We start from the raw sequence: 24,480 nt of genomic DNA, 5'->3' as shown, positions 1-24,480 counted from the left end.
TCAGATTCCCAGGCCGATACGCCGCTTCGACCCCGCGGGCCGCACGTCCTCGAGGGACTCGACGACGTGGTCGACCATCCCGTACTCCTTGGCCTGCTCGGCGGTGAACCAGCGGTCGCGGTCACCGTCGCGCGAGATGGTCTCCTCGCTCTGCCCGGTGTGCTCGGCGGTGATCCGCTCGATGGCCCGCTTCGTGAACTCCAGGTTCTCCGCCTGTATGGCGATGTCGGCGGTGGTGCCGCCGATGCCGGCGGACGGCTGGTGCATCATGATCCGCGCGTTGGGCAGCGCGAACCGCTTGCCCGCGGTCCCCACGCTCAGCAGGAACTGCCCCATGCTCGCGGCGAAGCCCATGGCGAGGGTCGCCACGTCGTTCGGGATGAGCCGCATCGTGTCGTAGATGGCGAGCCCGGCGGTGACGGAGCCGCCGGGGCTGTTGATGTACAGACTGATGTCGGTCTTCGGGTCCTCCGCCGACAGCAACAGCATCTGCGCGCAGACGCGGTTGGCGGAGACCTCGTCGACCTGCGTCCCGAGGAACACGATCCGCTGATTGAGCAGCTGCGCGGCCAGATGGTCGTCGTACCGCGAGGGAGCGGTCTCCCCGTCCTCCCCCCGCGGCCGCGCCACCGTGTCCCAGCCACTGTCGAGCCCTGCCATCACGCCTCCAGAAAGTCCGGCGGCCACCAACGCCGCGCCGTGACTTCACTGTTGCCCCTGGCGGGCACCGATGTCAGCGATCTCGGCTTGCGGCAGATTCGCTGAGGGCAGAGGGGGTCGTCACCAGGGGGAGCGCGGGCGCCTCAGCTCTCGGTCGGTGCGGGTGCGATCCCCGTCGGGCAGGCACGGCCCCAGTTCGTCTCCGAGGGGGCGTCCAGGGTGGCGCCCGTGCCGCCGATGCCGCAGTAGCCGTCCGGGTTCTTGTCCAGGTACTGCTGGTGGTACGGCTCCGCGGGCCACAGCGGGCGGGGTTCCGCGGGGAGCACCGTCGTCGTGATCGTGCCGTAGCCCGCGGCGGTCAGGACCTGCTGGTAGGCCTCCAGGGACGCCGTCGCCGCCTCCGTCTGGGCGGGGGAGTGGGTGTAGATCGCCGAGCGGTACTGCGTGCCCACGTCGTTGCCCTGGCGGAAGCCCTGCGTGGGGTTGTGGGACTCCCAGAACAGCTTCAGGAGTGCGGCGTACGAGACCTTCGAGGGGTCGAAGACGACGCGGACCGCCTCCGTGTGGCCCGTCAGGCCGGAGCAGACCTCTTCGTAGGAGGGGTTCTCGGTGTAGCCGCCCTGGTAGCCGACGTAGGTCGTCCAGACGCCCTCCGTCTGCCAGAACTTGCGCTCGGCGCCCCAGAAGCAGCCGAGGGCGAAGTCGGCGACCTCCAGGCCGGCGGGGTAGGGGCCGAGCAGCGGGTTGTCGAGGACCGTGTGGCGGGAGGGGACCTCGAATTCCGGGGTGGCCCGGCCCTTCAGGGCCTGCTCGGGGGTGGGGAGCTCGGGCGTGCGGCCGAAGATCATGCGGGTCTCTCCTCGTGCGGGACAGGGGGTTGCGGGGGCTGTTCCGTCAACGTGCGGGTGCGGCCACGCATTCCGTCAGTGCGGCAGCGTCGCCGGGCTGCCGCCGTTCGCCTCGTAGCCGGCGACGGCCAGCGCGCGGTACACCGCGTACCCCTCGGCCGGGTCCTCGGTCAGCGTCCAGGGCAGGGCGCCGACGTGGCCGTCCACGTGCACGAGCTGGCTCATGGCCTCGCCCCAGCGCTCGCTGCGGACCAGGAAGAAGACCAGGAGGTGACGGACGTGCGCCAGCATCGGGTCGTCCGGGCGCGCGGCGTGCACCGCGAAGAGGGCGCCCTCGACGGCCTTGGTGACGACCTCGCTCTCGTAGAAGCCGCGGACCAGGTTGACCTCGGGGAGGTGCTCGTAGACCGCGAAGAGGGGGAGCGCGGCGAGCAGCGAGCCCCGGGGGGCACGCGCCGCGGCGGCCTCCGCGAAGCCGTACGCGAGGTCGCGGGAGCCGTGCCACTTCTCGCACCAGTAGTGCAGTGCCGCGAGGTGCGCGCCCATGTGTGCGGGCGCGCGGTCCAGGATCTTCAGCCACAGCTGCTCGAACTCCTCGCGGGAGTACGAGAGTCCGCGCGCGATGGAGAGCTCGATGATGTACGGGACGGGGTCGCCGGGGGAGAGCAGCGCCGCCTGCCCGCACGCCTGTCGGGCCTCCTCCAGAATGATCCGGAACTCGTCCGTCCCCTGGACCGCCGTGCGCCACGCCTGCTGGACGAGGAACTCCGCGTGCACCGCGGCCCCGCCCGCGTCCTTCGGCGCCTCGGCACGCCAGACCCGCAGCCACTGCCCGCCGGGGCTGTCGCTGACGCCGCCGGGCCGGTGCTGCAGTTCGAGGGAGGCCGCGCCCGCGAAGGCCTGCACGCGCTGCCACCGCCGCTCGCCGTGCGTCTCCGTGCCCGCGAGGAGCTGCGAGGCCGCCTTCCACTCCTGGGTGCGCTGCACGAGGTCGAGGACTTCGAGGAGATCGGCGTCCGGCCCCGGCATGCGGATGTCCAGCTCCTCCTGGCGCAGGAAGCCGTAGTTCTCCGGGTCCGCGGCGTCCGGCGAGCCCGGGGCCACCTGCCGGATTCCGCCGCGCCTGCGCAGCAGTACGGGCCCGAGGACCGCACCGATCATGATCACCGCGAACAGGAACCAGAGAATCTCCATGGCACAAGCGAACCAGACGCGTCGGACAATTGGCGAACCCGCCGGGGCGTACCCGGACCGACCCGGCGGAAGGTCCCGGTCGCGCACTACGCTCAGGCCGTATGAGTGACTCGCACAGCACGCAGAGCTTCGAGACCGTGGCGATCCACGCGGGCAACACCGCCGATCCCCTCACCGGCGCCGTGGTCCCGCCCATCTACCAGGTGTCGACCTACAAGCAGGACGGGGTGGGGGGTCTGCGCGGCGGCTACGAGTACAGCCGCAGCGCCAACCCGACGCGCACCGCCCTGGAGGAGAACCTGGCCGCACTGGAGGGCGGCCGCCGCGGGCTCGCCTTCGCGTCCGGCCTCGCGGCCGAGGACTGCCTGCTCCGTACGCTGCTCGCCCCCGGCGACCACGTCGTCATCCCCAACGACGCGTACGGCGGCACCTTCCGGCTCTTCGCCAAGGTCGTCTCGCGGTGGGGCGTGGACTGGTCGGTGGCCGACACCTCCAACCCCGAGGCGGTGCGGGGAGCACTGACCGACCGTACGAAGGCGATCTGGGTGGAGACCCCCTCCAACCCGCTGCTCGGCATCACCGACATCGCGGCCGTCGCGCAGGTCGCCCGCGAGGCCGGGGTGCGCCTCGTCGTCGACAACACCTTCGCGAGCCCCTACCTCCAGCAGCCGCTGGCGCTCGGCGCGGACGTCGTCGTGCACTCCATGACGAAGTACATGGGCGGCCACTCGGACGTCGTGGGCGGCGCGCTCGTCGTGGGCGACGCGGAGCTCGGCGAGGAGCTGGCGTACCACCAGAACGCGATGGGAGCCGTCGCGGGCCCGTTCGACGCCTGGCTGGTGCTGCGCGGCATCAAGACCCTCGCGGTGCGCATGGACCGGCACAGCGAGAACGCCACCAAGGTCACCGAGATGCTGACCCGGCACGCGCGCGTGTCGCAGGTTCTCTACCCGGGCCTTCCGGAGCACCCCGGTCACGAGGTCGCCGCCAAGCAGATGCGGGCGTTCGGCGGGATGGTGTCGTTCCGGGTGGAGGGCGGCGAGGAGGCGGCCGTCGAGGTCTGCAACCGCGCCGGCCTTTTCACCCTCGGCGAGTCCCTCGGCGGCGTCGAGTCCCTGATCGAGCACCCGGGCCGGATGACGCACGCATCGGTCGCGGGCTCGGCCCTTGAGGTCCCCGCGGACCTCGTGCGCCTCTCCGTGGGCATCGAGTCGGCCGACGACCTCGTCGCCGACCTGCAGCAGGCGCTGGGTTAACCCCTATCCCCAGCGGGTCAGGGGTGGAGTCGTGTCCGACGGCGGCTCCACCCACGGCCGGGCCAGCGAGGCCCACACGATGAACGCCACGGCGGCGGCGAACAGCAGCGTCCAGAACAGCCGCCGCACCGCCGTACGGCGCCGCAGGAGCCTGCTGCCGCGCCGCACCGCGTCCTCGAGGAGTTCGGGCGGCACGACGGGCGCCGTGCCCTCCAGGAGGCGCCGGACCGCCTGCTCCTTGCGCTCGTACTGGCTCATGACGGCGCCGGACCGCTCAGCGCCCTCGACGGCGCGGGTCCGCGCCGCGGGTGCAGGACCGTCGCCGTCGCGCGGGCGCAGATCACCGAGACCCGCTCCGAGGGCAGCCCGAGCAGCGCGGCCGTCTGCTCCTCCGCGACGCCTTCGTACACCCGCAGGACGAGGATCAGCCGCTCCTGGGGGCTGAGCCCGGCGAGGATCCCGCCGTGGCCGCGGTGGCGGCGCCAGGCGCCGCGTCCGAAGCGGATGGCCAGCTGCTGGCGGGCGTGGTCGTACGGGTCCTCGCCGCGCAGCCGGTCCCACGTCGCGTACGTGTGCGCGAGGGCGCCGGTCAGCAGGACGCGCGCGCGTGGGTTGTCGTCCGGGGGCTCGGCGGTGAGCAGGGTCGCGGCATGCAGGAGCCGCCCTGCCGCGCCCGCGACGAACGCCTCGAACTCCCGGGCACGGCGGGCGCTGAGCAGCGCCTGCCGATCTCGCACCACGCCTCCCGGCCGGAGGGAAGGAGGATCCCGGTCTCATATGAGGCCAGACGCGGGGCCCGGGTCAAGACTCCGGAGTGGCCGGAACTTCTCCCGCGGGTGACGTCTGTGACGTCTGACGCGCCGAGAGGGCGGAATTGAAGCGTGTGAGGAGCGCGCAGAAGCTCTCGCGCTCCTCCGGGGCCCACTCCTGCGTCAGCTCGGCCATCAGCTCGCGGCGCGAGGAGCGCACCTCGTCGAGTCTGGCCTGGCCGCGCGGCGAGAGCTGGAGGACCACGGCGCGGCCGTCCTCCGGGTGCGAGGTGCGCTTGACGAGCCCGGTGTCGACCAGCGGGGCGACCTGCCGGGTGACCGTCGAGGAGTCGATGCCCATGCTCGCGGCAAGCGCCTTGACGCCCATCGGGCCTTCCTTGTCGAGCCGGTTGAGCAGCAGATACGCGGCGCGGTCCATGGAGTTGCGGACCTGGCCTACACCGCCGAGGCGGGTCTGCTCCGCACGGCGGGCGAAGACCGCCACCTGGTGCTGGAGGCTGTCCAGGAGGCCGGGGTCGCTGGCGGTCGTCATGTCCGGAGTTGTGGGCATGGCCGGGGGCTCACTTCATGCGAGGGCGATGGGTTGGGGGACAGGGTACGCGGCTGAGGCCCGTACCGTACCTGCGCTGCGAAAACCTACGGGGAGAACGGTCTCGTCCCTTGGTCGTCGCAGGAGGATCCGGGCCTCGGCTGCAAGACTTGCGGACATGAGCTACCGCACGCCTGACTCCTTGCCGAAGGTCACCCTCGACGATGTGCGCGGCGCGCAGAAGATGCTCTCCGGAGTGGCCCGGACGACCGCGCTGGAGGGCAGCAGGCACCTGTCGGGACTGGTCGGCGCCCCCGTGCACCTCAAGTGCGAGAACCTCCAGCGGACCGGTTCTTTCAAGCTCCGCGGCGCGTACGTGCGGATCGCGGGCCTGCTCCCCGAGGAGCGCGCCGCCGGTGTCGTCGCCGCGAGCGCGGGCAACCACGCGCAGGGCGTGGCGCTCGCCTCCTCGCTGCTCGGGGTGGCCTCCACGGTCTTCATGCCGGCCGGGGCCCCGCTGCCCAAGGTCGCGGCGACCAGGGAGTACGGGGCGCAGGTGCGGCTGCACGGCCAGGTGGTCGACGAGACGCTGGCCGCCGCGCAGGAGTACGCGCGCGAGACGGGCGCCGTCTTCATCCACCCCTTCGACCACCCGGACATCATCGCGGGGCAGGGCACGGTCGGCCTGGAGATCCTGGAGCAGTGCCCCGAGGTGCGCACGGTCGTCGTCGGCGTCGGGGGCGGCGGCCTTGCGGCGGGCATCGCGGTCGCGGTCAAGGCGCTGCGCCCGGACGTGAAGGTGGTCGGCGTACAGGCGGCGGGTTCCGCGGCCTATCCGCCCTCGCTGGCCGCCGGGCGCCCCGTGGCGATCGAGAATCCGGTGACGATGGCCGACGGCATCAAGGTCGGGCGCCCCGGCGACGTGCCGTTCCGGCTGTTCGCGGAGCTGGTCGACGAGGTCGTCACGGTCTCGGAGGACGAGCTCTCCAGCGCCCTGCTGCTCTGCCTGGAGCGGGCCAAGATGGTCGTGGAGCCGGCCGGGGCCAGTCCGGTGGCGGCCCTGCTGAGCGCTCCGAAGGCGTTCGAGGGGCCGGTGGTTGCGCTGCTGTCGGGCGGCAACGTCGATCCGCTCCTGATGCAGCGGATCCTGCGGCACGGCATGTCGGCGGCGGGCCGCTACCTCTCGCTGCGGCTGCGCCTGACCGACCGCCCGGGCGCCCTCGCCACGCTCCTCGGGGTGCTGTCGGAGGTGGACGCCAACGTCCTGGACGTGAGCCACGTACGCACCGATCCGCGGCTGCGGCTCACGGAGGCGGAGGTCGAGCTGCACCTGGAGACGAAGGGGCCCGAGCACTGCGCCGAGGTGGGTGCGGCGCTGCGGGGGGCGGGGTACACGATCATCGGGTGAGGTCACCCGGACTTCTTCCGTCGTCCTCGGCCCACTTTCCGTCGTCGGCGACCACTTTGGAAAATCAGCTGAGCGAACGCGATGTATCGCGTTATGGTGTGTCCCGTGTCACCCGATCGCCGGGCGTGCCAAGTCCGGCAAATCTAAACTTTCCATAGGAAGTCACCCACACCAGGGGAGAACCCACATGCCAGGCGCCATCTACGCCGAAGGTCTGGTGAAGACCTTCGGCGACGTAAGGGCTCTGGACGGCGTCGATCTGGATGTCCCGGAAGGAACCGTGCTCGGCCTCCTCGGGCCGAACGGCGCGGGGAAGACCACGGCGGTCCGCTGTCTGACGACGCTCCTCACGCCGGACAGCGGCAAGGCGGTCGTCGCGGGCATCGACGTGCTCAAACACCCCAACGAAGTCCGGCGTTCGATCGGGCTCTCCGGTCAATTCGCCGCCGTGGACGAGTACCTGACAGGCCGTGAGAACCTCCAGATGGTCGGCCAGCTCTACCAGATGAGGGCCAAGGAGGCCAAAGCCCGGGCGAGCGAGCTGCTCGACCGGTTCAATCTCGCCGACGCCGCCGACCGCCCCTCCAAGACGTACTCGGGAGGCATGCGCCGCCGCCTCGACCTCGCGGCCGCACTCGTCGTATCGCCGCCCGTGATGTTCATGGACGAGCCGACCACCGGCCTCGACCCGCGCAACCGCCAGCAGCTGTGGGAGGTCATCCAGGAGCTCGTCGCGGGCGGCACGACCCTGCTCCTCACCACCCAGTACCTCGAAGAGGCCGACCACCTGGCGCACGACATCTGCGTCGTCGACCACGGCCGCGTCATCGCCCGCGGCACCTCCGACCAGCTCAAGGCCAGGACAGGCGGCGAGCGCGTCGAGGTCGTCGTGCACGACCGCGACCACATCGCCACCGCGGGCGAGGTGCTGCGCGGCTTCGGCAAGGGCGAGGTCGCCGTCGCCGAGCACACGCGCAAGCTGACGGTCCCCGTCACCGGCGGCGCCAAGCTGCTCGCGGAGGTCATCCGCGAACTGGACGCGCGCGGCATCGAGATAGACGACATCGGCCTGCGCCGTCCGACCCTCGACGACGTCTTCATCTCCCTCACCGGACACGCCGCCGAGCAGGCGGACGGGGCCAATGGAGAGGGCGCCGACACCGATCCCCAGCGCAAGGAGGAGGCCGACAAGTGAGCACCGCAACCGACGCCGCGCCCACGGCGGCCCCGAGGCCCGCCGGAGGCATCGGCCAGTCCGTCAGGGACTCCCTGGTCATCGCCCGACGGAACCTCATTCGCATGAGCCGGATCCCCGAGATGGTCCTGTTCGGGCTCATCCAGCCGGTGATGTTCGTGATCCTCTTCACGTACGTCTTCGGCGGATCGATCCAGGTCGGCGGCTCGCTGTCCTCGCAGGACTACCGCAACTTCCTGATGGCGGGCATCTTCGCGCAGACCGTCACCTTCGCCACGGCGGGCGCCGGCGCGGGGATCGCCGACGACATGCACAAGGGCCTCATCGACCGCTTCCGCTCCCTGCCGATGGCGCGGGGCGCGGTCCTCACCGGCCGCACCGTGGCCGACCTGGTGCAGACGGCGCTGACCCTGGTCGTGCTCGCCCTGGTCGCACTCCTCATCGGCTGGCGCACCCACGAGAACTTCGGCAAGGTCCTCGCGGGCTTCGGCCTGCTGCTCCTGCTCGGCTATGCCTTCTCGTGGATCGGCGCCCTGATCGGCCTCTCGGTCCGCACACCGGAGGCGGCGACCTCGGGCGGCCTGATCTGGCTGTTCCCGCTGACGTTCATCTCGAACGCCTTCGTGGACTCCAACAAACTGCCGACGTTCTTCCGGCACATCGCCGAGTGGAACCCGTTCAGCACGACGGTCCAGGCCTGCCGGGAGCTCTTCGGCAACCTGCCGCCGGGCTTCAGGACACCGGACGCGTGGCCCATGCAGCACCCGGTGTGGGCGTCACTGCTGTGGTCCGTGGTGATCCTCGTGGTCTTCCGCACGCTGGCGGTCCGCAAGTACCGCTCGGCGACGGCTTGACCGCACGGGACAGGGGAGCGGACAGGACAGGGCCCCCGGCACTCGCGGTGCCGGGGGCCCTGTCCCGTCGTGGAGCTCGAAGCCCGTGTGGAGCTCGAAGAGCGCGCTATGCCTTGTACGGCTTGGCTTCGAGGATCTTGACGGAGGCGAGCTTGCCGTTCGGCAGCTCGTACTCCGCGTTCTCCCCGATCTTCTTGCCGTTCACGCCGGTGCCCAGCGGGGACTGCGGCGAGTAAGTCTCGATGTCCGCGCTCGCGTACTCACGGGAGGCGAGCAGGAACGTCACGGTGTCGTCCTCGTCGCCGTCGAAGGCGATGGTCACAACCATGCCCGGCTCCACGACACCGTCGTCGGCGGGCGCCTCGCCGACCCGCGCGGTCTCCAGGAGCTGGGTGAGCTGGCGGACCCGGAGCTCCTGCTTGCCCTGCTCCTCCTTGGCCGCGTGGTACCCGCCGTTCTCGCGCAGGTCGCCCTCCTCACGCGCTGCCGCGATCTTCGCCGCGATCTCGGTGCGCGCGGGACCAGACAGGTACTCCAGCTCGGCCTTGAGCTGGTTGTACGCCTCCTGGGTCAGCCAGGTGACGTTCTCGCTGGTCTGGGTCACAGGTGCTCCTCGTAGGTACTGGGAATACAAAGCATCGCCCTACCCAGAAGGATGTTCCTTCACGGGTGGGCGAAACCACGAGCCTAACAATTCAGCCGCGTCAGGGGGAGGACATAAGCCGTCAGATTTGCGTCAACGCAGGTGAGCGCGGTAAAGCAGCCGGTCTCAGTCGGCGTGGCAGCCGAGCAGCTCGACGTTGGTGGCCTTGCTCGTCGTGCGCAGTGTGACGACCTTGTCGATACGGCCCGTGCGCTGGTCGAAGCGGAAGTCCGCGCGGCCCACCTCGGCGCCGGACTCGGCCTGGGAGCGCAGGGTGCAGTAGCCGCGCGCGTCGGCGTCCTTGCGTACTTCCAGGTGCGCCTCGACGGCGTGGTCCGAGACGACGTCGAACTTGATGACCTCGCCGCTGACCTTCGTACCGTTGATGTAGTCGTAGCCGAACCAGCCGACGACGCCGAGCAGCAGTACGCCGAGCACCGAGCCGATGATCTTCAGCTTGCGGTCGGCCGCTTCGTCGGCCGTGCGCGAGCGGCCGTACCGGCCCTCGGGAGCCCCGCCGGGAAGCCGCTGCGAACGCCCCTCGGGAAGCCCGTCGGGAAGCTTCGAGCCCGCCGCCGCCATGATCGTCCTCCAGGAACAGGGGATGCCGGAATTTTCCGCCCCCCGGTTCCGTCACTATAGAAGCCGCCTGTTGCGCCGCGGCATCGAGGGCGCCCGATAAAACTTGAGGATCGAGTCTTGACTGAGCAGCTTCGATTGATGGCCGTGCACGCCCACCCCGACGACGAGTCGAGCAAGGGCGCGGCCACCATGGCCAAGTACGTGTCCGAGGGGGTGGACGTGCTCGTCGTGACCTGCACGGGCGGTGAGCGCGGCGACATCCTCAACCCCAAGCTCCAGGGTGACGCCTACATCGAGGCGAACATCCACGAGGTCCGCAAGAAGGAGATGGACGAGGCCCGCGCGATCCTCGGCGTCAAGCAGGAGTGGCTCGGCTTCGTCGACTCGGGCCTGCCCGAGGGCGACCCGCTGCCGCCGTTGCCCGAGGGCTGTTTCGCCCTGGAGGACGTCGACAAGGCGGCGGGCGAGCTGGTGCGCCAGATCCGCTCCTTCCGTCCGCAGGTGATCACCACCTACGACGAGAACGGCGGATATCCGCACCCCGACCACATCATGACCCACAAGATCAGCATGGTGGCGTTCGAGGGCGCGGCGGACGCCGAGAAGTACCCGGAGAGCGAGTACGGCCCGGCCTTCCAGCCCCAGAAGCTCTACTACAACCAGGGCTTCAACCGGCCGCGCACCGAGGCGCTGCACCACGCGCTGCTCGACCGCGGCATGGAGTCGCCGTACGGGGACTGGCTCAAGCGCTGGGACGAGTCCGAGCGGGCCGAGCGCACGCTGACCACGCACGTGCCGTGCGCCGACTTCTACGAGACCCGTGACAAGGCGCTGATCGCGCACGCCACGCAGATCGACCCCGACGGCGGCTGGTTCCGCGTGCCGATGGAGATCCAGAAGGCGGTCTGGCCCACCGAGGAGTACGAGCTCGCGAAGTCGCTCGTCGATACTTCCCTCCCCGAGGACGACCTCTTCGCGGGCATCCGCGACAATGCCTAGCGTGAACGCACATCTGGCAATGACGCACCTCGTCCCTCTCGCCAAGGAGGTCGACGACGACAAGGTGACCCCCGGCGTGCTGGGCTTCATCGTCTTCGCGGTGATGGCCTTGGCTGTCTGGGGCCTGATGAAGTCGATGAGCAAGCACATGCGGAAGGTCGACTTCAAGGAACCGGAAGCGGAAGCGGAAGCCGGGCCGGAGAAGGAGTCGGCAAAGCCCTGATGCCGCTCCGGGCCGCAGCGCCCGGAGTGCCGCACGGGGCCTGTCCGTGGACGTATACGCGCGAGAGTCGCGGGGCCTCGATGAGACGGCCGCCGCCGCTCATGGGCGCGGCGGCGACCGTCAGGTGCGCGAGGTGGCGGGCTCCCCTCCGACGCCTCCCCGCGCGGGTGTCCTCCGAGGCCGGCAGGAAGCGGGAGTTTCCTGACCGGGCACCTGGAGAACAGCGGCTGGAGCCGTGTCGTCGGCGATGCGGCCCCAGCAGGCCTTGTCTGGTGCGACCGTGCGCGACCCGGGGTCTGGGAGCCGTGGCGAGGGGGCCCGGACCGCGACAGGCGTACGGGCTCCGTCCCTCTGTACGTGAGGGTAGAGCGAGGGCGGCACCGGTGGGAATGGCGCCCGGGGGTTCTGGGCGTGTCCTGTCCGGAAAGAGACGCTGTCGTACGTCTCCGCGCGGGGTGCCGGGGGCTTCGTGGCGTAGAGGAATTGCGCTCCGCCGTGGCCTTTGCGGTGCCTGTGCGTGGAGGACTGTGGAGGCAGGGCGTGCCGCTCGCGTACAGCTCCCCTCCCCGGGCGGTGTGGCCCGACCATGGGCGCCGGTGCTGCGGGAATGTGTCGGCGCCCATGGCGTCGGGACGACGCGGGATTTTCTGCTGCGGGGCCGTCGTGGTTGTTCGCACAGTTCCCCGCGCCCCTAGGGGGCCCGAGCCTGCGCCCAGGAGTTCTCTATGACACAGGCTCTCAGTCCTGCTCCGGTACCGGTACGCCCATCACCTCGCGGGCGTGGCGGTTCGGGACCATGCCCAGGCGCCAGGCCTGCCAGCCTGTCTCCAGGTCGGCGCCCCGGTCCAGGAGGAGGGCGTACGCCTGGACGTAGTCGGCGAGCTTGCCGTCGCGGGTGGGGTGGGTGGCCCGGGCGAGTTGGCTGAGTTCTTCCTGGGCGACGGCCGTGCCGATCTCCCAGCCGCCCGGTGAGCCGTACGGCAGCAGCGTGCAGCGCAGGAAGCGGGCCCAGTCCTCGCCGCGGCGGTCGCCGTAGGAGGTGAAGAGGGTGATCGCCTCGTCGCACAGGGCGAGCGCCTGCTGCGTGCGGGTGTTGCCCGCGTCCACGACCGCCAGCTCCAGGCAGGTCCAGGCCTCGCCGTGCGCGACGCCTATGCGCTGGAAGTCGGCGCGGGCGTCCACGAGGAGCTGGCGGGCGAAGCCGGAGTTGCGCAGCGAACCGGTCTGGGCGGCGCGCTGGTCGCGGGTCACGCGCGCCGAATGGTGCCGGGCGCACGCCAGCCCGTACACGTCCCGCATCCGGGAAAACATCGTGCGGGCCCGCTCCAGCTCCCGCACCGCCTGGTCGAGGTCGCCGGTCTCCTCAAGGGACTGGCCGAGGTAGTACAGGGACCAGGCCTCGCCGCGCGCGTCGTCGTTGTCGCGGTGCCGGGACACCGCCTGGCGCAGGCCGTCGACGGCGGGGGACGGGTCGCCGTCCACCAGCCGGGCCCGCGCCAGCTGCGTGAGGGCCCAGGCCTCGCCGCGCGCGTCGTGGGTGCGGCCGTACAGGCCGAGGGCGTCGCGCAGTTCGCGTTCCGCGCGGGGTACGTCGCCCAGGCGCAGGCAGAGCTGGCCGAGCTGGAAGTGGGTCCAGGCCTCGCCGTGCACGGAGCCGCTGGCGCGGTGCAGGCCGAGCGCGGTCCCGAGCATGTCGAGGGCGTGCGCCAGGTGCGCGCGGTCCCGTTCGACCGCCGCGAGCGCGTGCAGCGTCCAGGCGCGGTCGCCCGCGAGCTCGTCGGCGGTCTGCAGTTCGAGCGCTTCGGTGAGGCGGGCCGCGGCCTCCGTCAGATTGCCCTGGTGGTGCAGGGTGATGCCGAGGGAGCCGAGCGCGCGGGCGGCGGCCGCGTCCTGGTGGGCCTCGAAGTACAGGTCGACGACGGAGTTCAGGGTCGTGCGCGACTGGTCGAGCTCGCCGAGCTGACGGGCCGCGATGCCGGTGCGCCACTGCACGCTGCGGCCGAGCAGGCCCTGGTCGATGGCCTGGGTGAGTTCGTTGATCTCGCCGAGGCGGTAGAGGTCGCCGCGCAGCAGGCAGTAGTCGCACAGGGCGCCGAGGAGGTTGAGTACGGCCTGCTGGTCGACGCCTTCCGCGTACCGCAGGGCCGCCGTGATGAACGTCGACTCGTCGTCCAGCCAGCGCAGGGCCGCGTCGAGGGAGGCGAAACCGTGCTGCCCGAACTGGTCGGCGCGCGTGGACGTCTTGCCGTCGACCAGGCGGATCACCGTGTCGGCGAGCTCGCCGTAGCTGGCGATGAGGCGCTCCTGCGCGGCCGTGCGCTCGGCGGGCTCCTCCTCGTCGAGGAGGCGGGCCCGCGCGAAGGTGCGCACCAGGTCGTGCAGGCGGTAGCGGCTGGCCGCCGACGCGGCCGCGCCCTCCACGTGGCTGCGGGGCCGCGGCAGGTCGACCAGGCCCGCCCGGGAGAGCGCCGTCAGCTGCCGGGCCGCCTCCTGCTCGTCCGTGCCGAGCAGCGCCGCCGCGGCGGCGGCGCCCAGCGAGGCGCGCCCGGCCAGTGCCAGGCGGCGCAGGAGCCGGCGGGCGGGCTCGGACTGGTCGGCGTAGCGCAGCCACAGGACGCGCTCGACCGGGGCCACCTTGTCGCCGGGCCCGTAGGCCGACAGGTCGGCGGCAAGCCCGCGCGGCGTACGCGGCCCGAGGGAGGAGCCCGCGGCGCGCAGCGCCAGCGGCAGGCCGCCGCACAACTCCCGTACCGCGTCGCCGGATTCGGCGTCGTAGGGTCCCGAGAGGTCCTCGGCGGACTCCCGGAGCAGCTGCTCCGCCGCCGCCTCGTCCAGCGCGTCGACCGGCAGCCGGTGCACCCAGGCGGGCAGGTCGTCGGGGAGCTCCAGGGGCTCTCTCGCGGTGATGAGCACGAGGCTGTCCGAGCGCTCCGGGATCAGGGTGCGGATCTGCTCGACGTCGGCGGCGTCGTCGAGGACGATCGTCACCGGCAGGCCTGTCAAGTACTGGTGGTAGAGCTCGCTGAGCCGTTTGACCTGCTGTTCCTGCGAGGACCGCTCGCGGAAGAGCAACTGCTCGCGCGGGGCGCCCAAACGGTTCAGCAGATGCAGCAGAGCGTCGCGCGTGGACAGCGGGGTGTCCTCGGGGGCGTCGCCGCGCAGGTCCACCACGCACGCGCCGCGGAACTGGTCCCGCAGCTCGTGCGCGGCCCGCACCGCGAGCGAGGTCCGTCCCGAGCCGGGCACGCCGTGCAGTACGACGATCGTGGGCCGGGTGTCGGTGCTGGCGCGCGCCGCGTACACCCACTGGGCGATCCGGCCCAGTTCGACCCGGCGGCCCACGAACGGGGCCGCGGTCTCGGCGAGTTGGCCGAAGGACTGCTGGAGCACGCTGCGCCGCCGCGCCGCCGCGCTCTTGTCCGTGCCGCGCAGCTGGGGCGTGGTCTTCTTCGTCGTACCGGTCGATGCGGCCAGGACCCGCTGCTGGTCGAGGAAGGGCCGGATGCCGCGCACCTCAAGGGCGGTCAGCCACTGCAGCCGGAGCTGCTCGGGGCCGCCCGGCCTGCTGAGCTCGCCCGCGCGGCGGCTGGCCGCGGGGACGTGGGCGGCCGTCACCTTCAGGACGGTCGCCGCCGCGCCCGCGAGGGCGACGACCGCGCCGGTGCCGAGGGCCGTGCCGACGCTCGTACCGAAGGACAGGTCGGACACACCGGCCGCGAGGGCGGCAACCACCGCCACGAGCACGGGAGTTCCGGCGCCGTCCTTCGCGTACCGCTGGCCGAAGCTGAGCCGGCCCACGTCCGCCGTGTCGAGCGCGCTCGTGTAGCTCTCGTACTCCTCGGCCGCCGTCTGCGCCATGGCGTCCAGCGCGCCGCGTGCCCGCGAGAGCAGGACGCTCCCGTCGACGCGCCCGCCCGAGCGCCTGACCTCGTCCTCAACGGCCCGTGCCAACAGCCGCTCGGCCTCGGCCCGATGGCTGTCCCGCATATGGGTTCCCCCTCCGAGAGCAACAGTTGCCTGCGGTCACAAGTGTCCTGCGTACGGAGCCCGGGCGCGAGGGTGTCCGGTCGGCCCGGCGCGATCAGCGGGCGGATACGCGTCAATAACAACTCGAACTGACGTCTTCCGCATGAGCCCTATTCCGCGCGGATGTCCGGGTCCTGCGTCAATGTCCACCCATATCGGGAGAGTGGCCCACCGGTGCGGCGGCGCGATGAATGGAAGTCGATTATCCGGATGGTATCCGAGGTGACCTTCCCTGCGGCCACCGGCGTGTCCTTCCGGGAACCGGGCGGGCGCTGATTCCGCTTGGAGAGGCGCGGTGAAGAAATCGCCGGGGAAACGGTGCGTGCGGGGACGGCCAAATACTGGTTTTACTTGCAACCGTAATTCATTTTCGTTTCAATGGCTGATTGCGTGCGCCATGTATGTGGGAATCGCGGGGATGACTGCATTATTGCGGCACTCTTCGGCTCGGCGTCGCGGCGGGCTCGGTGGAGGCTTCACGGCGGGGCCGGTTGACGATCTTTCTCAGGGGGACGTCGAGTTCCACGGCGGCACAGGCGTACCGGCCCAGTGGATCAACGGCTTGGTGTTCCCGGTGGCCAGTGGTGCGAGTGGGCCCAGTAGTTGCGCTTTGAATGATAAATAGAATCCGACGCTCCGGTGTGTTCCGGGGAATCGCGACCCCAAATTCGAAGATCAAAGACTATGCCCGCCGCACGGGACGCGGTTTTTTTCGCTCCCCTCTTGACGCCGGGTTAAGCGCTCTGTAATCGTGCTCTGCATTCCAGAGCTGGGATCACGGGGGGCGCATGTCGAGCAATGTTCGATTTCCTATTGATGCGGAATACGGCGCTCAGCCGGGACCTGCTTCCATCCCGCTTCCCACTCACTGGTACCACTTCCTGCCCGATCTGCCGGCGCCGTTACCGCCCGTCAGGGACGAGCTGACGCCGTCCGCGGCAGAGATCGCGCGGCAGGTGAGGCCGGCGGCGCTGCTCGACCAGGACAGGCCGTCCGACCAGTGGGTTCCCATACCCGAGCCGGTCGCCGACTGGCTGCGGCACATCGGCCGCCCCACCCCGCTCCACCGGGCGAAGGCGCTGGAATCCGCACTCGGGACGAGCGCCCGCATCTACCTCAAGCGCGAGGACGTCTTGCCGACGGGGAGTTTCAAGCTCAACTCCGCCGTGGCGCAGGCGTACTACGCGGCCGAAGAGGGCCGCACGACGCTGATCAGCGAGACGGGCGCGGGGCAGTGGGGGATGAGCGTGGCGCTGGCCGCCTCCCTGCTCGGCCTCGACTCCGAGATCTTCATGGTGCGCTGCTCGCTGGCCCAGAAGCCCTACCGCCGCCACTACATGGAACTCCTCGGGGCCACGGTCCACGCGTCCCCGTCCCCCGACACGAAGTTCGGCCGGCAACTGCTCGCGCGGACGCCCGACCACCCGGGAAGCCTGGGCACGGCCATCAGCGACGCCATCCAGCACGCACTCGACGCCGGGCCCGGGGCCGCCTACCTGTCCGGCAGCGGAGTGCCCCACGTATACCTGCACCAGACCCTCCTCGGCCTTGAGGTGCAGGCACAACTGGCGGCGCTGGAGGAGCCGATCGGGGTTCCCGGACGCGGCGACCACCTCATCGCGTGCTCCGGTGGCGGCAGCAATCTGTGCGGCCTCATCGGACCCTTCCTCCGCCAGGCCAACGCCGCGGGAAGTGAACTGCGCCTCCTTGCCGCCGAATCCACGGCGGCGCCACGCCTCACGGCGGGGCGCTACCAGTACGGCCGCTCCGACCTCGCCGGACTCACCCCCGAGGTCCTCGGATACTCGATGGGCCCCGACTTCATCCCGCCGCCGGTGCACACGGCCGGGCTGCGCAACCACCACAGCTCCAGCGCGGTCAGCCTGCTGCGCCACGAGGGCCTGCTCGACGCGGTGGCGATCGGGGAGAAGCGGGCGCTCGAAGCGGGGCGTCTGGTCCTGCGGACCGAGGGGTTCCTGCTCGCGCCGGAGTCCACGCACGCGGTCGCGGCGGCCATCGAGGTGGCGGCGCGGGCCAAGGAGGCCGACGCGGACCCGGTCCTCGTGGTCCTTGCCAGCGGCTCGGGCCTGCTCGACCTGCAGAGCTACGGCGACGTGCTGTCGGGCGGCGTCCGATGACCGCGGCCTCCCGCGCGGCGGCCAAGCCGCGGGGCACGATGCTGGAGGGCTTCTCACCGGTGCCGGGCGTGCACTGCGAGACGACCATGCTCAACAACATGCTGCGGTACGCCGGGATCGACGTCTCGGAGGCCCTGGTGTTCGGCCTGGGCCGGGGCATCGACTCCCAGTTCTTCCCGCCGCCCCCGCACGCGGGCGTTCCCCCGATGCTCACGGGGCGCGTCGAGCCGGGACGTATCGCCGCGGACGCCTGCGCCGCCATGGGCCTGGACCTGGTCGTCGCGCAGGACGCCGACGACGCCGCCGCTCACGCGCGGGCCGTCGCCGCGCTGTCGGCGGGCAACGTCGTGGGCGTCACCGTCGACATCTTCCACCTGGACTACTTCGCGTCGAAGGCCCACTTCTCGGCCCACTGCATCGCGCTGCACGGAATCGACGCCGCCACCGCGTACGTGGCCGACACCGCGCAGCAGGGCGGCGCCCAGCGACTGCCGTTGCAGTCCTTCACCCGCGCCCGCGCCTCCGACGAGGGCTTCATGCCGTCCCCCCGCCTGCACTGGCACCTCGACGGCGGCCGTGACGCGCCGGCGGACCAGGTGGCGGCCCTCGCCCCGCAGGTGTGGCCCGCCATCCACGGCGCCGCCGTCCGCTACCTCGACCGGCGGCGCGGAGACGACCGGGGGATTCTCGCCCTGCGCCGGGCGGCCGAGGAACTGCCGGACTGGCAGCGGCTGCCGCGCAGCGAGGTGATGATCCCCGAGACCGCCCGGTTCTGGCGGTTCGCGGGGACCGGGGGCACCAACTTCCGCGGCCTGTACGGGGAGTTCCTCACCGAGGCCCACGCCCTGACCGGCGACGCGGAGCTGCTGCCGGGCCTTGCGCGGTTCGAGGGAATCGTCTCGGCGTGGACGGGGCTCATCGACCACCTGACCGGCTACCCCGGAGCGGCGAGCCGTTCCGCTCACCTGAAGGACGCCGCCGCGCGGCTCCACTCCATCGCCGACGCCGAGGAAGCCGCCTTCGGCGAGCTCGCGGAACTGGCCCGAGACCGGGTCGGAGCGGTGTGAACGGCATGAACCACGGAACCACCACGGTGAAGACCGTGTGCCGCATGTGCCACGGCGGGTGCGGCGCACTCGTGGAGCTCACCGACGGCAGACCGACCGGCATCTCCGGCGACCCGGAGAGCCCGACGAGCCGCGGCTACTTCTGCATCAAGGGCAAGGCCTCCCTCGACCTCCTCGAAAGCCCGGACCGGCTCCGCACCCCACTGGTCAGGACCGGGCCCCGCGGCAGCGGTTCCTTCCGTCCGGTCGGCTGGGAGGAGGCGCTCGACGAGGTGGCCCGCAACCTCCGCGTGAGCATGGAGAGCTTCGGCCCCGAGTCGGTGGTCCTCGGCCAGGGCACCGACCGCAACTACCAGGAGTGGGTCTTCCGCCTCGCCAACGCCATCGGCACGCCCAACGTGGTCGGACCGGCCCACGTGTGCTTCTACCCGCGTGTCATGGCGTCGATCCTCACCTACGGAGGCTTCACCTTCTGCGACTACGCCGGGGACCCGGAGGTGATCCTGCTCTGGGGCAGCAACAAGCTCAACACGCACTCCGACGGGGTCATCGGCGTCGACCTCATGGGCGCCATCGACCGCGGCAGCCGCCTGGTGGTCGTCGACCCCCGGCGCACCAGGACCGCCGAGCGGGCCGCCCTCCACCTCCAGCTGAAGCCGGGCACCGACGCGGCGCTCGCGCTCGGCCTCATCCACCTGCTGATCGCCCGCGGCTGGTACGACGAGGAGTTCGTCGCCCGGCACACCTCCGGCTTCGAGGAGCTGGAGCGGGGGATCCGCGCGTACGACCCCGTCACCGTGTCCCGCATCACCGGCCTCGGACCGGAACTCATCGAGGCGGCGGCCGAGATGTACGGCCGGGCGTCCCGCGCGTGCGTCGAGGCGGGCACGGGTGTCTCGCAGAGCGACAACGCCTTCGACACCCACCGGGCGATAGCCGTCCTCTCCGCGCTCTCCGGGAACCTCGACGCCCCCGGCGGGGACCTCATCTGGGACCCCATGCCCGTCGAAGGGCGCCGGGCGTTCCCGAGGTCCGATCTGCTCGGTGAGGACCAGGCGGCCAAACGGATCGGCGGCGCCGCCCACAAGGTGCTCTCGATGTCGGGCTGGGTGGCGCCGGGCGACCTCCAGGAAGCGATCCTCAGCGACAGCCCGTACCACGTCAGCTCCATGGTGGTCTTCGGATCCAACCCGCTGGTCTCCCACGAGAACGCGGCGGCCACCGAGGCCGCGCTGACCAAGCTGGACTTCCTGGCGGTCGCGGACATGTTCATGACGCCGACCGCGCGCCTCGCCGACGTCGTGCTCCCCGCCTCCTCGTGGCTGGAGCGCGACCAGATCGTGGAGTTCAACTCCTACATCGCGGCGCGGCAGCGCGTCGCGACGGTGGAGGGCGCCAGGTCCGACGAGGAGATGATCCTCGACCTGGCCCGGCGCCTCGATCTGGAGCAGCACTTCTACCCGGGTCTTGAGGAGGCCCTGGACGCCAAGCTGAGCGGCATCGGCCTGACGTGGCAGCAGTTCAAGAAGGTCGGCCACCTCCCCAACACCAAGCGGTACCGCAAGTACGAGACGGCCGGCTTCCGCACCCGCTCCGGACGGGTGGACCTGGCCCACCGGGGGCTCGAGGCCATGGGGTACGACGCGGTCCCGACGTTCAAGGCGCCGCCGTCCACCACGGACGCGCTGCCGTACGTCATGACCAGCGCCCACAACCTGCAGTTCTTCAACACCGAGTTCCGCCAGCTCCCCACCACGGCGCGCCGCTACCGGGAACCGCGCGTGACGATCCACCCCCGCGCCGCCGAGGCCCTGGAGGTGGGCGACGGGGACCAGGTGGAGATCTACCGGGACCCGGAGCGGCCCGGTGTGGTGATGGCGGTCAACGTCTCCGACGCGGTGGCACCCGAGGTGATCGTCGCCGACGCCGGGTGGTGGTACCCGGGCGAGGCGGACATCGCCGCCGCCACCCGGTCGTCGGTCAACCGGATCACGAGCGGCGAGCGCCGCGACAAGTACATGGGCAGCGCGATGCTGCGCGGCCTGCCCGTCGGGCTGCGCCCCGCCGTGGCGGCGGAGCCAGGAACAGCGAAAGAGGCAAGGGCAGAGGCAGGGGCCGAAGTGGGAGGTGGTGCGCATGGCGGGCATTCGACGCACTGAACGGGTCCACGAGACCGAAGTCGGTCTGCAGGGCGATGAGTTGGCGCTCAAGTACGACGACATGCAGCGCCACATCCGGGACCGGGGATGGCTGCAGGAGAAGGTCGACAGCGTCCTGGAAGCGGGCATCGACTCCGGACGCGTACTCGAAGCGGGCTGCGGCCCCGGACTGCTCGGCCTCGAATGGCTCAGCCAGAGCTCGGGAGACTGCACCCTGGTCGGCGTCGACATCTCCCCGGCCATGCTCGACAGGGCGCGCGCCAACGCGAGCGCCTACGCGTTCTCGCACCGCACCGACTACACCGCAGGCAACGTCCTGGACCTGCCGTTCCCCGACGCGTCCTTCGACCACGCCTTCAGCGCCGCGTCGCTGCACGAGTGGTCCGACCCGGTCAGAGCGTTGCAGGAGATCGTCCGCCTCGTGCGGCCCGGCGGCGCGTTCTGCGTCTCCGACCTGCGCAGGGACATCGACCGGACCACGTTCCAGTTCATGAAGGCCAACATCGCCGTCGACATGCGTCCCGGCTTCCGTACGTCAGTCCAGTCCGCGTACACGGTCCCCGAAGCCGTCGATCTGCTGAAGCGAGCCGGAATCCACGCGGACAGCGTGACGGCGGTGCAGATGGGTCTCGTCATCGTGGGACGGAAGGAGAAGGAGTCATGACCGCAGCCACAGGCCGTCATCCGTCCGCCCACCGCGGAGAAGCGGGCGCGTTCCCGTCCGACCCCGAATTCGCCGACGTCTGGCGCGAAGTGCTCGCCGAGTCCGCGTCCTGGAACGAGGCCGACTGCGCCTCGTACCTGCGGAGCTGGTGCGGCCACGCGCCCAAGGACGTCACCGAGCGGTTCGCCGGCGTGAACCACATCGGCGTCTACCTCGGCGACTACGCCAGTGACGACGAGGTGTTCCGCTGGCACGCGTACCTGGAGGGCCTGCGGAGCGCCGGAGAGATCTCCTCCGTCGAGATGGGCCCCTCCTACATCGCGCCCCGGCAGTACGGAACGCCCGGCTGGTGGCTCTCGGTGGCGCTGCCCGACGGCCGGGTGATCGAGACCTTCACCTGCCGGTCCTTCGGCGCCTGGCTGGAGCGGCCCGTCGCCGAACGCGGGCGCCTGATGTCGCACGTCGCCCTGGAGGTGTTCGCCGCGGACGACGTCCTGGCGGTCCTCGGCGGCCTCGAGCACGAGGTCGAGCACCTGGAGGCGATCGCGTACACCGAGGCCGACGAGGTGGGCCACACCTACGGGCACCTGCGCAACAACTCCACCCAGTCGGTCCTCGAAGTCGTCTACGACGCCGCGAAGGCGCAGAGCGGCGCGGGCGCGGGGGAGTCGCGACGGTGAACTGGCTATCCGGCGAGCACTGCGAATCGACCACCCTGGCCAACCTGCTGCTGAGCCGCGGCATCGAGGTCAGCGAACCACTGATCTTCGGCCTGGGCCGCGGCATCTCGTTCCTCTACTGGAACTCCAAGCACATGCCCGCCCCGTTCCTCGGCGGCCGCGTCAAGCCCGACCACCTCATCCGCAACGCCACCGGCGCCCTCGGCGTCGAGCTGCTGGAGAGTGAGACCGCCTCGCAGGCCAAGGCCGAGCGGGAACTCCTCGCCGCCCTGGACGCCGGGGAGGCCGTCGGCCTCAAGCTGGACCGCTTCCACCTGGACTACGCCCACGACAGCTTCCACTTCGCCGCCCACTACCTGACGTGCGTCGGGTACACGGCCGAGACGTACACCGTCGTGGAGACCCAGGGGCTCGGGGTGCAGACCACCGGCAGGGCCGCCCTCGGACGGGCGCGGGCGGCGAAGGGCCCGATGAGCTCGCGCAGCCTGTCCTTCCGGCTCGGCAGGAACGGATACGACCCGCGCACCCTGCCCGGCGCGTGCCGCGAGGCCATCGCGGCGACCGCCGCCGACTTCCTCGAACCGCCCATCACCAACATGGGGCACAAGGGGTTCCAGAAGGCGGCCAAGGCGATGCGCGGCTGGTGCGACACGCTCGACGACCCGAGGGCCGCGTTCACCTTCCTGTCCCACAGCATCGAGGACGGCGGCACCGGCGGCGGCTTCTTCCGCACCCTGTGGGCCGACTTCCTCGACGAGGCGGCCGAGCTGGCCGACGAACCGGCCTACGCCTCCGTGGCCCGCACCTACCGCGAACTCTCGACCCGGTGGACACGCGTCGCGGAGCTGCTGCGCGACGAGTCCGAACCGGCCGCGATGCGCAAGGCCGCCGACGAAGCGGCCGTCATCCTGGAGGACCTCGGCCGGGCCGAACGGGACGCCATGTCGAAGCTGGCGGTCACGCCGTGACGACATCGCAGACGGCCCCCGGGGCGGTCCGGACAGCGGACCGGCTGCGCGACGTGATCGGCGCGCGCCGCCGGGTCGCCCGCAAGGTCGCGCACGTCGCGTCCCTGGGCCGCGATGAGCTCGGCCGGTGGGCGGCGGGCGCGCTCGCCGAGACCGTGGCGCACGCGAGCGGGCACTCGCCCTTCTACGCGGGCCGCGTACCGCGGTCGCTGGCCGACGCCGTCGCCGCGGACCCCGAGGCGTTCCGCTCGGTGCCCTTCACCACGCGGCAGGACCTCGCCGACGCCTACCCGCTCGGCATGCTGGCGGTCCCCCGGCGCGAGGTGACCCGGTTCGACGAGAGCTCCGGTACGGGCAACGGGCAGTCCATCGCCGCCTTCTTCACGGCCGACGACTGGGTCGAGAACAACCTCATCGTGGCCCACCTCCTCTCGGCGGTCCTCGACAGCTCCGACGTGGTCGCGATCGCCGTCCCCTACGAACTCGCCGGTGTCGGCCAGGACCTGGACCGCGCCCTCGAACTCCTCGGCTGCACGATCGTTCCGCTCGGCGCCGCGTCCCCGTCCTGCCCGCCGGAACGCATGGTGCAGGCCCTGCGGCGCTCCGGCGCCACGGCGCTGATCTGCTCGGGCACCCGCGCCCTCCTGCTCGGTGAGATCGCGCGGCGCGCGGGCATCGACCCCGGCCGGGACCTCGCCGTCAACAAGATCCTGATGGCCGGGGAGGGCGCCTCACCCGCCAAGAAGGCGCGCCTCACCGAGCAGTGGGGCGCCGCCACCTACTCGATGTTCGGCATGACCGAGACCAACACGCTCGCCATGTTCTGCGCCCGCCAGGACCTGCATCTGGTCGAGACACGCACGTACTTCGAGATCGTCGACCCCCGGACCGGGGAGCGGCTGCCCGACGGCGAGGCCGGTGAACTGGCCGTGACGACGCTCGCCAGCCGGGCGATGCCCCTGCTGCGCTACCGCACCGGCGACACCTGTCAGATCGAGGCGGCGCCCTGCCCCTGCGGCTCACCGCTGCGCAGGCTGCGGCACCGCGGGCGGCTGGGGGACCGGATCGCGGTCGGCCGGGGTTCGGCCTCGCAGCTGGAGATCGAGGACGTCGTGCTCGGCGCCATGACGACGCCGCCGTACTTCTTCGCCTTCGACGTCGACGGACCCGTACTGGACATCGCGCTGCCCCCCGGCAGCGCGGCCGACCGGCGGACCAGGGACACGATCGCGGCGGAGGCCGACCGCAGGTTCGGGGCCACCACCAGGCTCGGTGTCCTGGACGTCCCGGCCTTCGAGCACGCGCTGCGGACCTCCGCCAAGCCGACCATGCGCAATTTCCTGCGCGCCGGGGAGGAGCGATCACCATGACGGAAGCAGAGCCTCCAGGCCGGCTCCCTCTCGACGGCCGGTTCCACATCGACGACACGTGCATCGACTGTCATCTCTGCCGCGACCTCGCCCCCGACAACTTCGAGGGCGACGACGAGAACGAGATCCACTACGTCCACAAGCAGCCCGAGGACGACGACGAACTCGAATGCGTCCTTGACGCCTACGAGTCGTGTCCCAGCAACTCGATCCGCTACCTGCGAATCTCCACCGAGGAGTGAGCGCG

The 24,480-nt window shown here is 71.2% G+C and carries 23 protein-coding genes; 14 read left to right on the top strand and 9 right to left on the bottom strand.

Features of this window, described 5'->3' with window-relative positions; all coding sequences use genetic code 11:
• The 3 genes from AC07DI_RS02330 to AC07DI_RS02320 form a co-directional block, all read right to left on the bottom strand.
• Nucleotides 1–660 (bottom strand): ClpP family protease, encoded by a 660-nt coding sequence (locus tag AC07DI_RS02330; protein ID WP_478901607.1) that lies wholly within the window; start codon nucleotides 658–660, stop codon nucleotides 1–3.
• A gap of 143 nt (nucleotides 661–803) precedes the next feature.
• Nucleotides 804–1,508: a peptide-methionine (S)-S-oxide reductase MsrA gene (msrA, locus tag AC07DI_RS02325; RefSeq protein ID WP_478901605.1), complete on the bottom strand. Its 705-nt coding sequence runs from the start codon at nucleotides 1,506–1,508 to the stop codon at nucleotides 804–806.
• A gap of 75 nt (nucleotides 1,509–1,583) precedes the next feature.
• Nucleotides 1,584–2,702 (bottom strand): hypothetical protein, encoded by a 1,119-nt coding sequence (locus AC07DI_RS02320; protein WP_384259898.1) that lies wholly within the window; start codon nucleotides 2,700–2,702, stop codon nucleotides 1,584–1,586.
• Nucleotides 2,703–2,803: 101 nt separating this feature from the next.
• Between AC07DI_RS02320 and AC07DI_RS02315 the strand changes: the two genes are divergently transcribed.
• Nucleotides 2,804–3,958 (top strand): cystathionine gamma-synthase, encoded by a 1,155-nt coding sequence (locus tag AC07DI_RS02315; protein ID WP_384259901.1) that lies wholly within the window; start codon nucleotides 2,804–2,806, stop codon nucleotides 3,956–3,958.
• Nucleotides 3,959–3,961: 3 nt separating this feature from the next.
• On the opposite strand, the gene AC07DI_RS02310 is transcribed toward AC07DI_RS02315, so the two are convergent.
• From AC07DI_RS02310 to AC07DI_RS02300, 3 genes are all read right to left on the bottom strand, one after another.
• On the bottom strand, nucleotides 3,962–4,216 hold the full coding sequence (locus AC07DI_RS02310) for a hypothetical protein (RefSeq protein ID WP_384259903.1): 255 nt from the start codon (nucleotides 4,214–4,216) through the stop codon (nucleotides 3,962–3,964).
• On the bottom strand, nucleotides 4,213–4,695 hold the full coding sequence (locus AC07DI_RS02305; RefSeq protein ID WP_478901602.1) for a sigma factor-like helix-turn-helix DNA-binding protein: 483 nt from the start codon (nucleotides 4,693–4,695) through the stop codon (nucleotides 4,213–4,215). The genes AC07DI_RS02310 and AC07DI_RS02305 overlap by 4 nt, the downstream gene beginning before the upstream one ends.
• Nucleotides 4,696–4,759: 64 nt before the next feature.
• Nucleotides 4,760–5,278: a MarR family winged helix-turn-helix transcriptional regulator gene (locus tag AC07DI_RS02300; protein ID WP_384259909.1), complete on the bottom strand. Its 519-nt coding sequence runs from the start codon at nucleotides 5,276–5,278 to the stop codon at nucleotides 4,760–4,762.
• A gap of 157 nt (nucleotides 5,279–5,435) precedes the next feature.
• On the opposite strand from AC07DI_RS02300, the gene ilvA reads away from it, so the two are divergent.
• From ilvA to AC07DI_RS02285, 3 genes are all read left to right on the top strand, one after another.
• A complete protein-coding gene (gene ilvA, locus AC07DI_RS02295; RefSeq protein ID WP_478901600.1) occupies nucleotides 5,436–6,665 on the top strand; it encodes a threonine ammonia-lyase in 1,230 nt (409 codons plus the stop codon).
• 187 nt (nucleotides 6,666–6,852) lie between these two features.
• Entirely contained in the window at nucleotides 6,853–7,860 is a 1,008-nt protein-coding gene (locus tag AC07DI_RS02290) for an ATP-binding cassette domain-containing protein (protein ID WP_384259915.1), read from the top strand.
• Complete coding sequence (locus AC07DI_RS02285) at nucleotides 7,857–8,714, top strand: ABC transporter permease (protein WP_384259918.1); 858 nt, start codon at nucleotides 7,857–7,859, stop codon at nucleotides 8,712–8,714. The genes AC07DI_RS02290 and AC07DI_RS02285 overlap by 4 nt, the downstream gene beginning before the upstream one ends.
• A gap of 106 nt (nucleotides 8,715–8,820) precedes the next feature.
• Here AC07DI_RS02285 and greA read toward each other — a convergent pair whose 3' ends face one another.
• The gene (gene greA, locus AC07DI_RS02280; RefSeq protein ID WP_384259920.1) at nucleotides 8,821–9,318 is read right to left on the bottom strand and encodes a transcription elongation factor GreA; all 498 of its coding nucleotides are present in this window, start codon (nucleotides 9,316–9,318) and stop codon (nucleotides 8,821–8,823) included.
• 165 nt (nucleotides 9,319–9,483) lie between these two features.
• Nucleotides 9,484–9,939, bottom strand: coding sequence for a DUF4307 domain-containing protein (locus AC07DI_RS02275; protein ID WP_384259923.1), 456 nt, complete (start codon nucleotides 9,937–9,939; stop codon nucleotides 9,484–9,486).
• A 138-nt stretch (nucleotides 9,940–10,077) separates the two neighbouring features.
• Here AC07DI_RS02275 and mca point away from each other — a divergent pair, with 138 nt between their 5' ends.
• Nucleotides 10,078–10,938, top strand: coding sequence for a mycothiol conjugate amidase Mca (mca, locus tag AC07DI_RS02270; RefSeq protein WP_478901726.1), 861 nt, complete (start codon nucleotides 10,078–10,080; stop codon nucleotides 10,936–10,938).
• A 19-nt stretch (nucleotides 10,939–10,957) separates the two neighbouring features.
• The gene (locus tag AC07DI_RS02265; RefSeq protein ID WP_478901724.1) at nucleotides 10,958–11,161 is read left to right on the top strand and encodes a hypothetical protein; all 204 of its coding nucleotides are present in this window, start codon (nucleotides 10,958–10,960) and stop codon (nucleotides 11,159–11,161) included.
• 738 nt (nucleotides 11,162–11,899) lie between these two features.
• Here the strand turns inward: AC07DI_RS02265 and AC07DI_RS02260 are convergent.
• On the bottom strand, nucleotides 11,900–15,148 hold the full coding sequence (locus AC07DI_RS02260; protein WP_478901597.1) for an AAA family ATPase: 3,249 nt from the start codon (nucleotides 15,146–15,148) through the stop codon (nucleotides 11,900–11,902).
• Nucleotides 15,149–15,975: 827 nt separating this feature from the next.
• On the opposite strand from AC07DI_RS02260, the gene AC07DI_RS02255 reads away from it, so the two are divergent.
• From AC07DI_RS02255 to AC07DI_RS02220, 8 genes are read left to right on the top strand one after another with little or no spacing between them, the layout of a single operon-like run.
• On the top strand, nucleotides 15,976–17,325 hold the full coding sequence (locus tag AC07DI_RS02255) for a TrpB-like pyridoxal phosphate-dependent enzyme (RefSeq protein ID WP_384259926.1): 1,350 nt from the start codon (nucleotides 15,976–15,978) through the stop codon (nucleotides 17,323–17,325).
• Complete coding sequence (locus AC07DI_RS02250) at nucleotides 17,322–18,392, top strand: BtrH N-terminal domain-containing protein (protein WP_478901595.1); 1,071 nt, start codon at nucleotides 17,322–17,324, stop codon at nucleotides 18,390–18,392. The genes AC07DI_RS02255 and AC07DI_RS02250 overlap by 4 nt, the downstream gene beginning before the upstream one ends.
• 5 nt (nucleotides 18,393–18,397) lie before the next feature.
• Nucleotides 18,398–20,551 carry a molybdopterin-containing oxidoreductase family protein gene (locus AC07DI_RS02245; protein WP_478901593.1) on the top strand — a complete coding sequence of 718 codons (2,154 nt, stop codon included), beginning with the start codon at nucleotides 18,398–18,400 and terminating at the stop codon, nucleotides 20,549–20,551.
• A complete protein-coding gene (locus AC07DI_RS02240) occupies nucleotides 20,529–21,215 on the top strand; it encodes a class I SAM-dependent methyltransferase (protein WP_384259934.1) in 687 nt (228 codons plus the stop codon). The genes AC07DI_RS02245 and AC07DI_RS02240 overlap by 23 nt, the downstream gene beginning before the upstream one ends.
• Nucleotides 21,212–21,895 carry a hypothetical protein gene (locus AC07DI_RS02235; protein WP_478901592.1) on the top strand — a complete coding sequence of 228 codons (684 nt, stop codon included), beginning with the start codon at nucleotides 21,212–21,214 and terminating at the stop codon, nucleotides 21,893–21,895. The genes AC07DI_RS02240 and AC07DI_RS02235 overlap by 4 nt, the downstream gene beginning before the upstream one ends.
• Entirely contained in the window at nucleotides 21,892–22,863 is a 972-nt protein-coding gene (locus AC07DI_RS02230) for a BtrH N-terminal domain-containing protein (protein WP_478901590.1), read from the top strand. The genes AC07DI_RS02235 and AC07DI_RS02230 overlap by 4 nt, the downstream gene beginning before the upstream one ends.
• The gene (locus AC07DI_RS02225; protein ID WP_478901588.1) at nucleotides 22,860–24,233 is read left to right on the top strand and encodes a phenylacetate--CoA ligase family protein; all 1,374 of its coding nucleotides are present in this window, start codon (nucleotides 22,860–22,862) and stop codon (nucleotides 24,231–24,233) included. The genes AC07DI_RS02230 and AC07DI_RS02225 overlap by 4 nt, the downstream gene beginning before the upstream one ends.
• Nucleotides 24,230–24,475, top strand: a complete 246-nt coding sequence (locus tag AC07DI_RS02220) for a ferredoxin (protein WP_384259944.1) — start codon at nucleotides 24,230–24,232, stop codon at nucleotides 24,473–24,475. Before AC07DI_RS02225 ends, AC07DI_RS02220 begins: the two co-directional genes overlap by 4 nt.
• The last annotated feature ends 5 nt before the right edge of the window (nucleotides 24,476–24,480 follow it).

The organism is Streptomyces sp. NPDC044106 (assembly GCF_056433985.1).
This window is presented reverse-complemented; position numbering and strand designations above follow the sequence as displayed.

What these genes read in the sequence shown, in the direction of transcription:
- AC07DI_RS02330 (WP_478901607.1), bottom strand. Translation starts at nt 660, where the DNA reads ATGGCAGGGCTCGACAGTGGCTGGGACACGGTGGCGCGGCCGCGGGGG.
- msrA (WP_478901605.1), bottom strand. Translation starts at nt 1,508, where the DNA reads ATGATCTTCGGCCGCACGCCCGAGCTCCCCACCCCCGAGCAGGCCCTG.
- AC07DI_RS02320 (WP_384259898.1), bottom strand. Translation starts at nt 2,702, where the DNA reads ATGGAGATTCTCTGGTTCCTGTTCGCGGTGATCATGATCGGTGCGGTC.
- AC07DI_RS02315 (WP_384259901.1), top strand. Translation starts at nt 2,804, where the DNA reads ATGAGTGACTCGCACAGCACGCAGAGCTTCGAGACCGTGGCGATCCAC.
- AC07DI_RS02310 (WP_384259903.1), bottom strand. Translation starts at nt 4,216, where the DNA reads ATGAGCCAGTACGAGCGCAAGGAGCAGGCGGTCCGGCGCCTCCTGGAG.
- AC07DI_RS02300 (WP_384259909.1), bottom strand. Translation starts at nt 5,278, where the DNA reads ATGCCCACAACTCCGGACATGACGACCGCCAGCGACCCCGGCCTCCTG.
- ilvA (WP_478901600.1), top strand. Translation starts at nt 5,436, where the DNA reads ATGAGCTACCGCACGCCTGACTCCTTGCCGAAGGTCACCCTCGACGAT.
- AC07DI_RS02290 (WP_384259915.1), top strand. Translation starts at nt 6,853, where the DNA reads ATGCCAGGCGCCATCTACGCCGAAGGTCTGGTGAAGACCTTCGGCGAC.
- AC07DI_RS02275 (WP_384259923.1), bottom strand. Translation starts at nt 9,939, where the DNA reads ATGGCGGCGGCGGGCTCGAAGCTTCCCGACGGGCTTCCCGAGGGGCGT.
- mca (WP_478901726.1), top strand. Translation starts at nt 10,078, where the DNA reads ATGGCCGTGCACGCCCACCCCGACGACGAGTCGAGCAAGGGCGCGGCC.
- AC07DI_RS02265 (WP_478901724.1), top strand. Translation starts at nt 10,958, where the DNA reads ATGACGCACCTCGTCCCTCTCGCCAAGGAGGTCGACGACGACAAGGTG.
- AC07DI_RS02260 (WP_478901597.1), bottom strand. Translation starts at nt 15,148, where the DNA reads ATGCGGGACAGCCATCGGGCCGAGGCCGAGCGGCTGTTGGCACGGGCC.
- AC07DI_RS02255 (WP_384259926.1), top strand. Translation starts at nt 15,976, where the DNA reads ATGTCGAGCAATGTTCGATTTCCTATTGATGCGGAATACGGCGCTCAG.
- AC07DI_RS02250 (WP_478901595.1), top strand. Translation starts at nt 17,322, where the DNA reads ATGACCGCGGCCTCCCGCGCGGCGGCCAAGCCGCGGGGCACGATGCTG.
- AC07DI_RS02245 (WP_478901593.1), top strand. Translation starts at nt 18,398, where the DNA reads ATGAACCACGGAACCACCACGGTGAAGACCGTGTGCCGCATGTGCCAC.
- AC07DI_RS02240 (WP_384259934.1), top strand. Translation starts at nt 20,529, where the DNA reads ATGGCGGGCATTCGACGCACTGAACGGGTCCACGAGACCGAAGTCGGT.
- AC07DI_RS02235 (WP_478901592.1), top strand. Translation starts at nt 21,212, where the DNA reads ATGACCGCAGCCACAGGCCGTCATCCGTCCGCCCACCGCGGAGAAGCG.
- AC07DI_RS02220 (WP_384259944.1), top strand. Translation starts at nt 24,230, where the DNA reads ATGACGGAAGCAGAGCCTCCAGGCCGGCTCCCTCTCGACGGCCGGTTC.